This window comes from Thiobacter sp. AK1 (genome assembly GCF_039822265.1).
In the GTDB taxonomy this organism is placed as follows: Bacteria; Pseudomonadota; Gammaproteobacteria; order Burkholderiales; family Thiobacteraceae; genus Thiobacter; species Thiobacter aerophilum.
On the sequence record NZ_JBAJEX010000008.1, the window covers coordinates 18,347 to 31,543 of the forward strand.

The 13,197-nt window shown below is 65.1% G+C and carries 15 protein-coding genes; 14 read left to right on the forward strand and 1 reads right to left on the reverse strand.

Going from position 1 to position 13,197, the window contains the following annotated elements:
* Positions 1–39 precede the first annotated feature (39 nt).
* The 7 genes from V6E02_RS09925 to V6E02_RS09955 all read left to right on the forward strand — a co-directional run bounded on the left by V6E02_RS09925 (position 40) and on the right by V6E02_RS09955 (position 5,706).
* Entirely contained in the window at positions 40–594 is a 555-nt protein-coding gene (locus tag V6E02_RS09925) for a chorismate--pyruvate lyase family protein (protein ID WP_347308640.1), read from the forward strand.
* Positions 576–1,061, forward strand: a complete 486-nt coding sequence (locus V6E02_RS09930) for a hypothetical protein (RefSeq protein WP_347308641.1) — start codon at positions 576–578, stop codon at positions 1,059–1,061. Before V6E02_RS09925 ends, V6E02_RS09930 begins: the two co-directional genes overlap by 19 nt.
* An 11-nt stretch (positions 1,062–1,072) precedes the next feature.
* Complete coding sequence (ggt, locus tag V6E02_RS09935) at positions 1,073–2,758, forward strand: gamma-glutamyltransferase (RefSeq protein WP_347308642.1); 1,686 nt, start codon at positions 1,073–1,075, stop codon at positions 2,756–2,758.
* Positions 2,759–2,820: 62 nt separating this feature from the next.
* Positions 2,821–3,789 carry an acetyl-CoA carboxylase carboxyltransferase subunit alpha gene (locus V6E02_RS09940; RefSeq protein ID WP_347308643.1) on the forward strand — a complete coding sequence of 323 codons (969 nt, stop codon included), beginning with the start codon at positions 2,821–2,823 and terminating at the stop codon, positions 3,787–3,789.
* Positions 3,758–5,101 carry a tRNA lysidine(34) synthetase TilS gene (gene tilS, locus V6E02_RS09945; RefSeq protein ID WP_347308644.1) on the forward strand — a complete coding sequence of 448 codons (1,344 nt, stop codon included), beginning with the start codon at positions 3,758–3,760 and terminating at the stop codon, positions 5,099–5,101. Before V6E02_RS09940 ends, tilS begins: the two co-directional genes overlap by 32 nt.
* A gap of 279 nt (positions 5,102–5,380) precedes the next feature.
* Positions 5,381–5,527, forward strand: coding sequence for a TRAP transporter large permease subunit (locus V6E02_RS09950; protein WP_347308645.1), 147 nt, complete (start codon positions 5,381–5,383; stop codon positions 5,525–5,527).
* A gap of 41 nt (positions 5,528–5,568) precedes the next feature.
* On the forward strand, positions 5,569–5,706 hold the full coding sequence (locus V6E02_RS09955; RefSeq protein WP_347308646.1) for a hypothetical protein: 138 nt from the start codon (positions 5,569–5,571) through the stop codon (positions 5,704–5,706).
* Here the strand turns inward: V6E02_RS09955 and V6E02_RS09960 are convergent, their stop codons facing one another.
* Entirely contained in the window at positions 5,707–6,405 is a 699-nt protein-coding gene (locus V6E02_RS09960) for an SPOR domain-containing protein (RefSeq protein ID WP_347308647.1), read from the reverse strand.
* 189 nt (positions 6,406–6,594) lie between these two features.
* On the opposite strand from V6E02_RS09960, the gene ndk reads away from it, so the two are divergent.
* From ndk to hisS, 7 genes are all read left to right on the forward strand, one after another.
* Positions 6,595–7,023, forward strand: a complete 429-nt coding sequence (ndk, locus tag V6E02_RS09965; protein ID WP_347308648.1) for a nucleoside-diphosphate kinase — start codon at positions 6,595–6,597, stop codon at positions 7,021–7,023.
* Between the two features lie 45 nt (positions 7,024–7,068).
* Entirely contained in the window at positions 7,069–8,157 is a 1,089-nt protein-coding gene (rlmN, locus tag V6E02_RS09970; protein WP_347308649.1) for a dual-specificity RNA methyltransferase RlmN, read from the forward strand.
* The gene (pilW, locus tag V6E02_RS09975; protein ID WP_347308650.1) at positions 8,154–8,939 is read left to right on the forward strand and encodes a type IV pilus biogenesis/stability protein PilW; all 786 of its coding nucleotides are present in this window, start codon (positions 8,154–8,156) and stop codon (positions 8,937–8,939) included. Before rlmN ends, pilW begins: the two co-directional genes overlap by 4 nt.
* Positions 8,936–9,757 (forward strand): RodZ domain-containing protein, encoded by an 822-nt coding sequence (locus V6E02_RS09980; RefSeq protein WP_347308651.1) that lies wholly within the window; start codon positions 8,936–8,938, stop codon positions 9,755–9,757. Before pilW ends, V6E02_RS09980 begins: the two co-directional genes overlap by 4 nt.
* Before the next feature lie 2 nt (positions 9,758–9,759).
* Positions 9,760–10,884: a flavodoxin-dependent (E)-4-hydroxy-3-methylbut-2-enyl-diphosphate synthase gene (gene ispG, locus V6E02_RS09985; protein ID WP_347308652.1), complete on the forward strand. Its 1,125-nt coding sequence runs from the start codon at positions 9,760–9,762 to the stop codon at positions 10,882–10,884.
* A gap of 217 nt (positions 10,885–11,101) precedes the next feature.
* Positions 11,102–11,893: a DUF3050 domain-containing protein gene (locus tag V6E02_RS09990; RefSeq protein WP_347308653.1), complete on the forward strand. Its 792-nt coding sequence runs from the start codon at positions 11,102–11,104 to the stop codon at positions 11,891–11,893.
* Between the two features lie 37 nt (positions 11,894–11,930).
* Positions 11,931–13,193: a histidine--tRNA ligase gene (gene hisS, locus V6E02_RS09995; RefSeq protein WP_347308654.1), complete on the forward strand. Its 1,263-nt coding sequence runs from the start codon at positions 11,931–11,933 to the stop codon at positions 13,191–13,193.
* The last annotated feature ends 4 nt before the right edge of the window (positions 13,194–13,197 follow it).

The window sequence follows — 13,197 nt, forward strand, 5'->3', positions numbered from 1 at the left end:
GCCCTTTACCATTGATGCGTGCCTCTTCAGTGACCGGTCATGCCCGTCTCCACTGGTTTTTCCCGCAGCTATTTCCGGACCCGCGGCTATGTGCCGGGCGGCATCGTTATCAATGCGCGCGCGGAAAGCCTGCACATGGAAGCCCTGCCACCCTTTCTGCGCACGCTGCTGGTGACCGATGGTACCGTTACCAAACACCTGGAAGCGTATTTCTGGGAAGAGGTGCATGTGGATAACCTGGGGCAGGCGGAAGTGATCCTGGAAGCGGCGGTGCCGGCCCTGGGCTTGAGCGCGGGCGAGCAGGTCTTGCGCCGCCGGGTGCGGCTTCGGGGCCGGGCATCCAAGCGCTGCTACGGCGAGGCCGAGTCCCTGATCCGTCTGCCTTGCTTGCCGGAGCGGCTGCAGGGCGAACTGGCGGCGGGACGCATCGGCATTGGCGAGCTATTGCGCGAGCGGGGACTGGAAACCTACCGGGAAATCCTAGACGTGGGCTGGGCCGGGCCGGATGCCGTCTATCGCACCTATCGCATCATGATCCGCGGCGAGCCCACCATCCTTATCACCGAGACCTTCCCATGCGCACCCTATCGCTGATGCTGGGCTTGCTGCTGGTCAATTCCGCTGCCGCTTTCGAAGTGGATGTCTTTCAAAGCGGCATGACCCGTGAGCAGGTGCGGCAAGCGCTGGCAAGCTACGCCTTCGAACGGGTGCAGGATTTTTCCGCCACCACCCTGATCGCCTACGACACGCCGGAGCGGGCTAGTCACCGCCAGTTCGTGTTCGACTTCTGCAACGACCGGCTGGTGGGATTGCAGCAGGAAGTGGCACCGTCGCTGAGGAACCTAGTAATCGTGATCAATAACTACAATGGCCGCTATGGCCAGCCGGTGCGGGTGATCGCCAACACCAACGTGACCAGCATTGGCGAGCGCAACGAACTGGCCGTGCACTGGCGCAAGGGACCGGACATGATCGGCGTGCGCTACGTCACCACCCCGCCGGTGGAGAGCCTCATGCTGGTGTACGAGTCGCCCAACAACTGCTGGCAGGTTCCCCGCTGAGGACGCGCATTTTGTATTCCTTTCGTGTGTCATGCGCCCGCTGGCTGGCCGGCTGGGCGCTGGGGCTCATGCTGCTCCCACCGGCCTGGGCGCAGACAATGGGGGCGCTGGCCACGGCCCATCCTCTGGCCACCGAGGCCGGGCAGCACATCCTCGCGCAAGGTGGCAACGCCTTCGATGCGGCGGTGGCGGTGGCGGCCGTGCTCGCGGTGGTGGAGCCCTACAGTTCTGGCCTCGGGGGAGGTGGTTTCTTTCTCCTGCATCGGGCGCAGGATGGCCGGCAGGTGTTTCTGGACGCGCGGGAGACCGCGCCTGCCGGGGCGTCCCTGGCCCATTATCGCGATGCCCAGGGCCGCTGGCTTCCCCGGGCGACCACGGAAGGCGCCAAGGCGGCGGCCATTCCGGGTCTGCCGGCCGCCCTGGTGCATCTCGCGCGGCATTATGGACGCCTGCCCTTGACCCAGACGTTGGCGCCTGCCATCGCCCTGGCGCAGGACGGTTTCCCGGTGGACGAGCGCTATCGCACCATGGCCAAGGTGCGTTTCGCCTGCCTGCATGGCCAGGAAGAGGCGGCATCGCAGTTCCTGGACCGGGGCGCGGTGCCGGCTGCTGGTGCGCGCCTGCGCCAGCCGGCGCTGGCGCGCACCCTGGCGAGACTGGCCAAGGAGGGGCGGGCAGGCTTCTACGGTGGGCCGGTGGCGCGGGAGATGGTGGTGGCGGTGCGCCGCGCCGGTGGCTTCTGGCATGTGAAAGATCTGACCCGCTACCGGGTGCGGGAGCGTCGCCCGCTGGTGGTTCATTATCGCGGTATGCGCATCGTCGCCGCCCCACCGCCTTCGGCAGCGGGCGTGGCGCTGGCGCAGAGTCTGACCGTGCTGTCGGCGTACGATTTGCAAGACGCCTTTTTGCCCCAGCGCATGCATTGGGTGGTTGAGGCTCTGCGTCGCGCCTATCACGACCGTCGCTTCCTGGGCGATCCCGATTTCATCGCCATGCCCTTGGCGCGGCTATTGAGCCCAGCCTATCTTGCTGCCCGGCGCGCAAGCATTGACGATGACCGCGCTACATCGAGCACCGACCTCGATCCCGCGCCGCCATGGGGTGGCGGGCACCACACGACGCATTTTTCGATCGTTGATGGTGCAGGCAATCGGGTGGCCGCTACGCTCTCCATCAATCTGCCCTTCGGAGCTTGCTTCGTGGCCGGGCGTACCGGTGTGCTCCTCAACAGCGAAATGGACGATTTCAGTCTAGGGGCGGGTCGGTCCAATGCCTATGGACTCGCGGCAAGCGCCGCCAACGCGCTCGCGCCCGGACGGCGTCCGCTTTCCAGCATGGCACCCACCTTCGTGGAGGATGAGCGCGGTGTGTTGATACTCGGCACCCCCGGTGGCTCACGCATCATCAGCACGGTGCTGCTCGCCATCCTGCGCTATGCCGCCCAGCCGACGGTGGACCTAAGGGAATTGGTGAGCGCCCCTCGTTATCACCACCAGTACCTGCCCGATCGCATCGAGGTGGAACCGGAGGGGTTTCCCCAGGAGGTGCTGGACGACCTCACCCTACGCGGGCACGTGGTGCAGGTGACAGACCGAAAATGGGGCAACATGCAGGTGGTGTGGTTGGATCGCCGCAGCGGGCGCGCCTTCGCCGCCAGCGATCCACGCGGGCAAGGCAGTGGCATGGCTTGGTACTGAGACCGTCCTGCCGGTCATGCCGTGCGGTATCATTAGGCGACCTTTTTACGGCGGTCCGCCCCATGAAGACGACCTTTCTGGATTTCGAACAGCCCATTGCCGAGCTCGAGGGCAAGATCGAGGAACTGCGCTACGTGCAGGACGATTCCGCCCTCGACATCTCGGAGGAGATCGAGCGCCTGCAGAAAAAGAGCAAGGCGCTCACCAAGGACATCTACGCCAAGCTTACGCCCTGGCAGATCTCCCAGGTGGCACGGCATCCCCAGCGGCCTTATACGCTGGATTACATCAACGCCCTGTTCACGGATTTCGAGGAGCTGCACGGCGATCGGCACTTCGCCGACGATCCTGCCATCGTCGGCGGACTGGCGCGCTTCAATGGCCAGCCGGTAATGGTGATCGGCCATCAGAAGGGCCGCGACACCAAGGAAAAAATCTACCGCAATTTCGGCATGCCCCGCCCGGAGGGCTATCGCAAGGCGCAGCGCCTGATGAAGCAGGCGGAGAAATTCAACCTCCCCTTGTTCACCTTCATCGACACACCGGGTGCCTATCCCGGCATCGATGCCGAGGAGCGTGGTCAGTCTGAGGCCATCGCCAGCAATCTCTACGTCATGGCCACGCTACGCATTCCCATCGTCTGCACGGTGATCGGCGAGGGCGGGTCTGGCGGCGCCCTGGCCATCGGCGTCGGCGATGCCATGCTCATGCTGCAGTACAGCACTTATTCCGTGATCTCTCCCGAGGGTTGCGCCTCCATCTTGTGGAAGAGCGCCGAAAAGGCGCCCGAAGCGGCGGAGACCCTGGGTATCACCGCGACTCGCCTGAAGACCCTCGGCCTCATCGATCGTGTCATCAACGAGCCTTTGGGTGGTGCGCACCGCGATCCCGAGGCCATGATGCAGTCCATGCGCAAGGTGTTGGCGGAAACCCTGCGCGACTTGCAGGACTACTCCGTGGATGAGCTTCTCAAGCGGCGCTTCGACCGGCTCATGAGCTATGGCAAGTTCAAGGAAGCCGGCAGCCGCTAAGCTTCAGGAGCATGTTCACCAAGCCCTGATCGGCTATCTGGAAACGGGACGGCGCCTGTGTCTGGCGCTGTCGGGCGGTGTCGATTCCGTGGCGCTGCTCGACATTCTCGACGGCTTCCGCCGCACGCTGGACTTCTCCTTGAGTGCCGTCCATGTCCATCACCATCTGAGTCCCCACGCGGACGCGTGGGCTGCTTTCTGCGTCCGCCTGTGCGCGGCGCGGGACATTCCGCTGCACGTGGCGCGGGTGCGCGTGCGCAGGCGGCGCGAGCTGGGGCCGGAAGCGGCGGCGCGCGAGGCGCGCTATCGGGTGTTGCTGGCCCAACCTGCCGATTATGTGGTGCTGGCCCATCATCTCGATGACCAGGTGGAAACGGTGTTCTTGAATCTGCTGCGGGGCAGTGGCGTGCGCGGCCTGGCCGGCATGCCGGCGGTGCGCAAAGCCGGAGGGCCGCGTCTACTGCGGCCGCTTATTACCGTGCCGCGCGCGGTGATCCTCGCCTATGCCAAGCAGCGCCAGCTGAGCTGGGTGGAAGACGAGAGCAATCGCGACACGCGGCTTCTTCGCAACTTTTTGCGGAGGAACGTGTTGCCCCTGATCGAGAGCCGTTTCCCCGCCTATCGCGAGGCCGTGCTGCGCGCGAGCGAGCATCTTGCCGAGGCGGACAGCCTTCTCGACGAGCTGGGCGCGCTGGATCTCGCGCGCCATGGGCGCGACGGCCGGCTGGAAGTGGCTGGACTTGCCGCCCTGTCCGCGCCGCGCGCCAAGAATCTGCTACGGGTGTTTTTCCAGGCCCAGGGCGCGCCCATGCCCGACGCCGCACGCCTGCACGAAATGTGGCGTCAACTCCTATCGGCCGCAGCGGATGCCCGGATCGAGATCCCCTGGGGCGATTTCGTGCTGCGCCGCTATCGTGGCCAGGCCTGGGTGGAAAACCGGCGACCGCTGCCATCCCAGGAATGGCGGCAGGCCTGGCACGGGGAGAGCCGGCTAAAGCTGCCGGAATTGGGCTGCGTGCTGGAGTGTGAACGCACCCTCGGCGCCGGCCTGTCTTCGCGCATGGTGGAAAACCACGCGCTGGAGCTCAGGCTGCGTCGAGGTGGCGAGCGCCTGCGCCCCGACTGTCGCGGCCCCAGGCGCAGTCTGAAGAATCTGCTGCAGGAGGCCGGTGTGCCGCCCTGGCTGCGCACGCGCCTGCCCCTGTTGTGGTCGGGTGATACGCTGGTGGCCGTGCCGGGCATCGGCGTGGATTGCGGCTGGCAGGCCGCCCCCAACGAGGTGGGCTTGGCGCTTCGCGTGGGCCCTCTCTGATACTGCATGAACCAAACCTGATTTCCTCGCGCGCATCCGTGGCGCGGAGGAAGACACTTGCGGCAGCCGGGTTCCGTGCTCACCCTAAGGAGGCAAACATGACGTTGGTGCGCAGCATGCTGCTTGCCCTGCTGGCGGGTGTGCTACCTCCGGCCGTCGCGTCCGCGCCCATTGTCATCAAGTTTAGCCACGTGGTGCCCCCAACACGCCGTCAGGCAAGGCGGCTGAACGTTTCAAGCAACGGGCCGAAGAACGCACCAAGGATGGCAGTTCCTGTTGTTGGTAAACGCCCTGCTGTTCTTCGCCGGCGACTTCATGGGCGCCTCGTCCATCATCCTCATCCTGGCGCCGCTGTTTCTGCCGCCAGCTGTGAAGCTGGGCATTGATCCATTCATCTCGGGATCGTCATGCTGGAACTGGGGATGATCACGCCCCGGTGGGATTGAACCTTTAGGTGGCGAACGGCCATGACGAAAATGGGGCTGGCCCAGGTTACCCGCGCCGTGAAGCCGTGGATACACACGGTGACCGCGGTGCGGCTGCTTCCGACTTACGTGCCGGAGATCAGGCTATGCCTGCCGAAGCGGCTTTACGCGCGTTTCTGATCAGCGGGCCACCACCACGGCGGGGATGCCTTTTTCCTTTAGCCTTGCGAGGGCAGCTTCGGCTTCGGCCCGCGTCTTGAAGGGCGGCAGCATCACCCGGGTTTCCGTCTGGGCTTCGATGCCCGCCGCGCGCAAACGCTCCACCAGTTGCAGGGCATTCTGAGGATTGGCAAAGACGCCGAACTGCACCACGTAGCCGCTGGCTGCGTGGGGCACGGCGGCTGGCGCGGGCGCTAAAGATGTCGGCGGTTCGGCCTTGACCAGAGGTTTCGCGACCTCGGCAGGCGGCGCCTTGGGCCCCGGGCCAGGCGGTGGCAGCGGCTTGCTCACCACTTGCGGCGGGGGCGGTGCCCCCAGCGTGGGGGGAAGTGTACCGGCTTGCTTCGGGGCAGGAATGGCCGGCGCAGTGGCGGTTGCGGCCTGCTGTGGCGCGTGCTCCACCGTTGGCTCGCCGGGTGGTGGCGTGTCAGGGGCTGTTTGCCCCGGGGGTGCCGCGGCGGCTTCCGGCTCGGAGGAGGCCGGCGGCGCGATGATGGGGGGCGGCACGGTTTCCTCCGGCGGCCGGGTGATGGGCGGCGCGGGCTTGTGTTGGGACAGCCAGGTGAGGATGCCCGCCGCCAGGACCACCAGGGTCACCGCCACGATCAGGCGGCGGGTCGCGCGTTTCTTAATCTCGTCTTCTGCGATCGGCTCCGCCATCCCTTTCCCCCTTGTTCGAGTGGTTTACCGCGATGTTAGCACTTCGCGGGTGCGGCACGGCATACGGCTGACGAAGTGGTCATTTAGCTTGGCCGGGCTTTTTTTGCCGGCCCGAACACGGTATATTTAGCAGCTTGTTTTTATTCTGAATTTCCGATTCCGTATTTTGCCTATAGGGAGAGCAGTTTCATGGCCATCGAGCGCACCTTGTCGATCATCAAACCGGATGCCGTCGCCAAGAACGTGATCGGCAAGATCTATTCCCGTTTCGAGAGCAATGGTCTCAAAATCGTGGCAGCGCGCATGCGCTGGCTGTCGCGGGCCGAGGCGGAAGGATTCTATGCCGTGCATCGCGGCAAGCCTTTTTTCAATGATCTGGTGACCTTCATGACTTCCGGTCCGGTGATGATCCAGGTGCTGGAAGGGGAGAACGCCATCGCCAAGAATCGTGAGCTGATGGGCGCCACCGATCCCAAAAAGGCCGCGCCCGGAACCATCCGTGCCGACTTCGCTCAGAGCATCGACGCCAACGCGGTGCACGGCTCCGATGGCCCGGACACGGCCAAGGCGGAGATCGCCTATTTTTTCCCCGAGATGGAAGTGTATTCCGGCCGCTGATGGTCTGCGCCATCCGGCGCGGCCGTCGCAGGAGGGTCTGAGTCCTTGACCATCAACCTGCTCGATTTCGACCTCGCGGGTCTGACCCGCTACTTCGCCGAGAACCTGGGCGAGAAGCCTTTCCGTGCCCGCCAGGTGATGCGCTGGATCCATCAGGCCGGGGAGCAGGATTTCGCGGCCATGACCGACCTGGCGAAATCGCTGCGGGAAAAACTCGCCGCCACCGCTGCGATCATGCCGCCGCGCATCCTTGCCGAGCATCGTTCCGCGGACGGCACCGTGAAGTGGCTGATGGATACGGGCAGTGCCAATGCGGTGGAGACCGTGTTCATTCCGGAGACCGACCGCGGCACCCTCTGTGTGTCCTCCCAGGTGGGCTGTGCGCTCGCCTGCACGTTCTGTTCCACTGGCCGCCAGGGTTTCAATCGCAATCTGACGGTGGCGGAAATCATCGGCCAGCTCTGGCTTGCCAACCGGGCTTTGCGTGGGGTCGGCCTGGGTGAGCGCCCGGTCACCAACGTGGTGCTCATGGGCATGGGTGAGCCCCTCACCAACTTCGACAACGTGGTGACGGCACTTTCCATCATGCTGGACGATCATGGCTACGGCTTGTCGCGCCGGCGGGTGACGGTGAGCACATCCGGCATCGTGCCGGCCATGGATCGCCTGCGAAAGACCTGCCCGGTGGCGCTGGCGGTGTCGCTACACGCACCCAATGATGCGCTACGCGACGAGCTGGTGCCCATCAACCGCAAATACCCCCTGCGCGAGCTGATGGCGGCCTGCCAGCGCTACCTGGTGCAGGCGCCGCGGGATTTCATCACCTTCGAATACGTGATGCTGGACGGCGTCAACGACACGCCTGCCCACGCCCGCGAGCTCATTGCCCTGACGCGTGAGGTGTCCTGCAAGTTCAACCTCATTCCCTTCAATCCCTTTCCGGATTCAGGCTACCGCCGTTCGACGCCCGAAGCGATGCGGCGTTTCCGGGAAATCCTGCTGGAGGCAGGCCACGTGGTTACCACCCGCAAGACGCGCGGCGATGACATCGCAGCGGCGTGCGGCCAGCTCGCGGGACGGGTACAGGACAAAAGCCGGCGCAGCTTGCGTCTGGCCACAGGAGCGCATCCATGATCTTGACGAGCCGTTCGAAGCGTCTGCTCTTCGCCTTCCTCCTGATCCTGCTTAGTGGCGCTTGCGCCCAGCAGCCCCTGCAGTCGCCGAATCTGAGCCAGGAGGACAGCGCCCGGCTGGAGGCGGCGCGTGCCCATACCGAGCTTGGCTCCGCGTATTTCGGCGCTGGCCAGCTTGGCGTGGCGCTGGAGGAGCTTACCATCGCCACCCAGATCGATCCCAAATACGCGCCGGCTCATTACATGCTGGGCTTGGTGCACATGGAGCTTAAGGAGGATGCGGAGGCGGAAGCCGCCTTCCGCCGCGCCATCGAGCTCGACCCTGGCAGCTCTGAGGCCTACAACAATTACGGCTGGTTCCTTTGCCAGCGCAACCGCATCGACGAGGCGATCAAGCAATTCACCATCGCGCTCAAGAACCCGCGCTACGAGACGCCGGAGAAGGCCTACGTCAATGCTGGCATCTGCTCCCTCAAACGCAACGATGAAGCGGCAGCGGTGGACTATTTCGAGCGTGCCCTCAAGGTGCAGCCCAACCATCCGCTGGCCCTCTACCATCTGGCGGACATCCATTACCGGCGGGGTGATCTGGCCAGCGCCAAGAGCCTGCTCTTGCGCTATATGAAGGCGAATCCACCTACTGCGGAAGCCCTTTGGTTGGGCGTCCGGGTGGAGCGGCGCCTAGGTGACCGTAGCGCCGAGGCAAGTTATGCCCAGATGCTACGCCAGCGGTTCCCAGAGGCGCCGCAAACCCAGCTCCTCAAGGCCGAACGCTACGAATGAGCGAACCACAAGCCGCCTCCCCGGGTCACGAGCCTTCCTCGCCCACGGTGGGGGAGATGTTGCGCGAAGCGCGCGCTCGCCGCCAGCTGTCGGCAGCCGATGTGGCGCGGCACCTGCGCCTGAGCCTGCGCCAGGTGGAGGCCCTGGAGCGCAACGACTTCGCGTCCCTGCCCGGCAATACCTTCGTGCGCGGCTTCATCCGCAACTACGCGCGGCTGACGCAAATCGACGCCGCACCCCTGCTCGCCGCTTACGAGGCAGCGCAGCCTCAGGCCACGAGCGGGAAGCCTGCGCCGCGCGCGCCAGGCATCGACATCTCGCCCCGACCCTCACGGCGCTGGCTCATCTATCTGGCAGGCGCCTTCGTCGTCTTCGTGGGTGTGCCGCTCGCCATCTACGCTCTGTTGCAGGACGACGGACGCAGCCTCCCGCGCGCTGCGCCCGTGCCCCCCACCGCTTTCGCGCCGCTGCCTTCCGGGCGAGGCAAAGGGGAAGTGCCGCTCCCGTCCACGCCGCCGCTGCCGGCAGAAACATCGCCGCCAACCCGCGTGGCCAGCCAGGGGGCGGAGCAGCCTCTCCCGACGGCGACCCTGCATTTCAGCTTCGACGAGGATGCCTGGGTCGAGGTGCGCGACGGGCAGGGACGTAAGCTCATCGCCCAGCTCAACCGCAAAGGGAATGAACAAACCTTGACGGGCCAGGGGCCGTTCAGCGTGGTAGTGGGCAACGCAGCCCACGTGCGTCTCACCTATAATGGCAAGCCGGTCGATCTCGCCCCTTACGTCAAGGTCAACGTTGCCCGCCTCACCCTGGAGTAGCCATGCATTCCGTCGAGATCCCCCGTCGCAAAAGCCGCCAAATCATGGTCGGCAACGTCCCCGTGGGAGGGGGCGCGCCCATTTCCGTGCAGACCATGACCAACACGGAGACTCGCGATGTGGAAGCGACGCTGGCGCAAATCGAGCGGGCTGCCAAAGCCGGCGCCGACATCGTGCGCGTCTCGGTGCCGAGCATGGAGGCGGCGGAAGCCTTCGGGGCGATTCGGCGGCGCTCTCCGGTGCCACTTGTGGCCGACATTCACTTCGATTACCGCATCGCCCTGCGCGTCGCCGAGCTGGGTGCCGATTGTCTGCGCATCAACCCGGGCAACATCGGTCGCGAAGACCGCGTGCGAGCGGTGGTGCAATCGGCCAAGGACCACGGCATTCCCATCCGCATTGGGGTCAATGCCGGTTCCCTGGAGAAGGATCTGCAACGGAAATACGGCGAGCCCACACCCCAGGCGCTGGTGGAATCCGCTCTGCGCCATGTGGAGATCCTCGACCGTCTCGATTTTCAGGATTTCAAGGTCAGCGTGAAGGCCTCCGACGTGTTCATGGCGGTGGAGGCTTACCGCCTGCTGGCGCGACAGATCGAGCAGCCCTTGCACTTGGGCATCACCGAGGCAGGTGGGCTTCGCGCCGGTACCGTGAAATCCGCCATCGGTATCGGCATGCTGCTCGCCGAGGGAATCGGCGATACCCTGCGCGTGTCGCTGGCGGCCGATCCGGTGGAGGAGGTGCGCGTTGGCTTCGACATCCTCAAGAGCCTGCATCTGCGCAACAAAGGCGTGAACATCGTCGCCTGCCCGTCCTGTTCGCGCCAGGAATTCGACGTGATCAAGACGGTCAATGCGCTGGAAGCGCGACTGGAAGACGTGCTGGAGCCTCTCACGGTGGCAGTGATCGGCTGCTGCGTGAATGGTCCGGGCGAGGCGCGCGAGGCCGACATCGGGCTGGCGGGCGGCGCGCCCAGCTTGCTCTACGTGGGCGGCAAGCCCAGCCACAAGGTGGAGGCGGCAGAACTGGTGGATGAGCTGGAACGCCAGGTGCGGGCGCATCTTGCCGCCAGGAAGGAGACGGGCGCGGCCACGCCCCGCACCATTCCCATCAAGGCCGCAAATTAGCGTCAAACACGGATGGCGTTTCCTTCCCGCCGCGCTTGCCAGCAGCGGGAGGCGGAAGGAAACACTCATGGCGAGGCGTGGTTTCGGCGTCGAGGGTGGCCCATCGCCATCACCGGTGGGCTTTCCCACGCGAAGGCGGCCATTCCTGGAAGAGACGACGGAAAAAGGGGGCGGGCTGGCGCCCGCCGAGGTGGATTTTTGCACAGAAAAACGAGCCATGGCGAAGCAATTGGATCTGAGCGGTGTAGAACCGCTGCGCAGCAAGCTGGCCAAGCATCCAATCTATGGACGGGTGCGCGATCGAGCAGCCCTGCGCGTCTTCATGGAACACCATGTCTATCCCGTGTGGGATTTCATGTCTCTGGTGAAATTCCTGCAGGGCGTGATCGCCCCCACCAGCGTGCCCTGGGTGCCACGGGGGGATGCCGCGGTGCGCCGCTTCATCAACGAAATCGTGCTGGAAGAGGAGTCGGACGAGGGCGTGCCCGGTGCCTGCCACACTTACAACTACGCCAGTCATTTCGAGCTTTATTGCGCGGCGATGAGCGAGGTGGGCGCTGATCCAACACCCGCGCGCACCTTCGTCGAGCTGGCGGAAAGCAGCGGCATCGAGGTCGCGCTGGCGACGGGAAACGTGCCGGAACCGGCGCGCGAGTTTATGCGTACCACCTTCGACTTCATCGCCAGCGGCAAGCCGCATGTGGTAGCGGCGGCGTTTTCCCTGGGCCGAGAGAGCGTGATTCCTTCCATGTTCCGCGCGCTACTGGAACGCATGGGCGTCACGCGGGAGCAGGCACCTGCCTTCCACTACTACCTGGAGCGTCATATCCATCTCGACGAAGGCACGCACGCGCCGTTGGCGCTCAAGCTGCTGGAGAACCTGTGTGGGGGCGAGCGAGAGCGCATCGCCGAAGCACGGCAGGCAGCTTGCGCCGCGCTCAGTGCCCGCATCCGTTTCTGGGACGGCGTGCTGGCTGCGCTCCCCGGGTCGGCCTCGGCTGCCGCCTGAATCGGGTAGAATCCCGCCTTTTACGGAAGTACACCCCATGGCTGTCAGCCTTCAAGCCGTTCGCGGGATGAATGACATCCTGCCCCAGCAGATCCACGCCTGGGAATGGTTCGAGGATACGGTGCGCGATTGGCTGGCGTCTTACGGCTATCGCGGCATCCGCACGCCCATCGTCGAACACACTGCCTTGTTCAAGCGTGCCATCGGTGAAGTCACGGACATCGTCGAGAAGGAGATGTACACCTTCGAGGATGCCCTCAACGGCGAGAGCCTCACCTTGCGTCCGGAGGGGACCGCGGCCTGCGTGCGTGCCGCGCTGCAGCACGGTTTGTTGGCCCAGGGACTGCAGCGGCTGTGGTACATGGGGCCCATGTTCCGGCACGAGCGTCCCCAGCGGGGACGCTATCGACAGTTCCACCAGGTGGGCGTGGAGGCGCTGGGCTGGCCCGGTCCCGACATGGATGTGGAGCACATCGTAATGATCGCCCGCCTCTGGAAACGGCTGGGCATCACCGACGTGGCGCTCGAGATCAATACCCTGGGCACGGCCGAGGACCGGGCTCGGCATCGGGCGCGCCTGATCCACTACCTGGAGCGGCATCAGGACCTGCTGGACGAAGACGCGCGGCGGCGCCTTTACACCAATCCCTTGCGCATCCTGGACAGCAAGAATCCTGCCCTGCAGGAATTGGTGGCGGAAGCCCCCAAGCTTTTGGACGATCTGGACGAGGTCTCGCTAGTTCACTTCGAGGGTGTGCAGGCTCGGTTGCGGCAGGCCGGCGTGTCCTTCGTCATCAATCCGCGCCTGGTGCGCGGGCTGGATTACTACAACTTCACCGTTTTCGAATGGGTCACCCACAAGCTCGGAGCCCAGGGCACCCTCTGCGCCGGTGGCCGTTATGACGGGCTGGTCGAGCAATTGGGTGGCCGGCCCACGCCTGCCTGCGGCTTCGCCCTCGGCATCGAGCGGGTGCTCGCCCTGCGCGAAGAGCAGGGCCAGCGGGTGGCGCCCAGCGGGCCGGATGTCTATGTGGTGCATGCGGGAAGCGGCGTGGAAAGCCATGCCTTGTCCATCGCCGAAGGTCTGCGTGACGCGGGCTTCAAGGTCGTGCTCCATTGCGGCGGTGGCAGCTTCAAATCGCAGATGAAGAAGGCCGACGCCAGTGGCGCGCGCTTCGCCCTCATCATCGGTGAGGACGAGATGGCGCGGGGCGTGGTGGGCGTAAAGGCGCTGCGGGAGGCGGCAGAACAGGTGCAGGCCACGCGGGAGGAGCTGCCGGATCTGCTGCGGCGGCCTTGACGGC

Bases quoted from the DNA above. Each gene is read 5' to 3' on its own strand.
- tilS (WP_347308644.1), top strand. From the start codon at position 3,758: ATGGCAAGTTCAAGGAAGCCGGCAGCCGCTAAGCTTCAGGAGCATGTT.
- ispG (WP_347308652.1), top strand. From the start codon at position 9,760: ATGCATTCCGTCGAGATCCCCCGTCGCAAAAGCCGCCAAATCATGGTC.
- V6E02_RS09925 (WP_347308640.1), top strand. From the start codon at position 40: ATGCCCGTCTCCACTGGTTTTTCCCGCAGCTATTTCCGGACCCGCGGC.
- ndk (WP_347308648.1), top strand. From the start codon at position 6,595: ATGGCCATCGAGCGCACCTTGTCGATCATCAAACCGGATGCCGTCGCC.
- V6E02_RS09990 (WP_347308653.1), top strand. From the start codon at position 11,102: ATGGCGAAGCAATTGGATCTGAGCGGTGTAGAACCGCTGCGCAGCAAG.
- V6E02_RS09955 (WP_347308646.1), top strand. From the start codon at position 5,569: ATGACGAAAATGGGGCTGGCCCAGGTTACCCGCGCCGTGAAGCCGTGG.
- V6E02_RS09980 (WP_347308651.1), top strand. From the start codon at position 8,936: ATGAGCGAACCACAAGCCGCCTCCCCGGGTCACGAGCCTTCCTCGCCC.
- pilW (WP_347308650.1), top strand. From the start codon at position 8,154: ATGATCTTGACGAGCCGTTCGAAGCGTCTGCTCTTCGCCTTCCTCCTG.
- V6E02_RS09940 (WP_347308643.1), top strand. From the start codon at position 2,821: ATGAAGACGACCTTTCTGGATTTCGAACAGCCCATTGCCGAGCTCGAG.
- V6E02_RS09960 (WP_347308647.1), bottom strand. From the start codon at position 6,405: ATGGCGGAGCCGATCGCAGAAGACGAGATTAAGAAACGCGCGACCCGC.
- V6E02_RS09930 (WP_347308641.1), top strand. From the start codon at position 576: ATGCGCACCCTATCGCTGATGCTGGGCTTGCTGCTGGTCAATTCCGCT.
- hisS (WP_347308654.1), top strand. From the start codon at position 11,931: ATGGCTGTCAGCCTTCAAGCCGTTCGCGGGATGAATGACATCCTGCCC.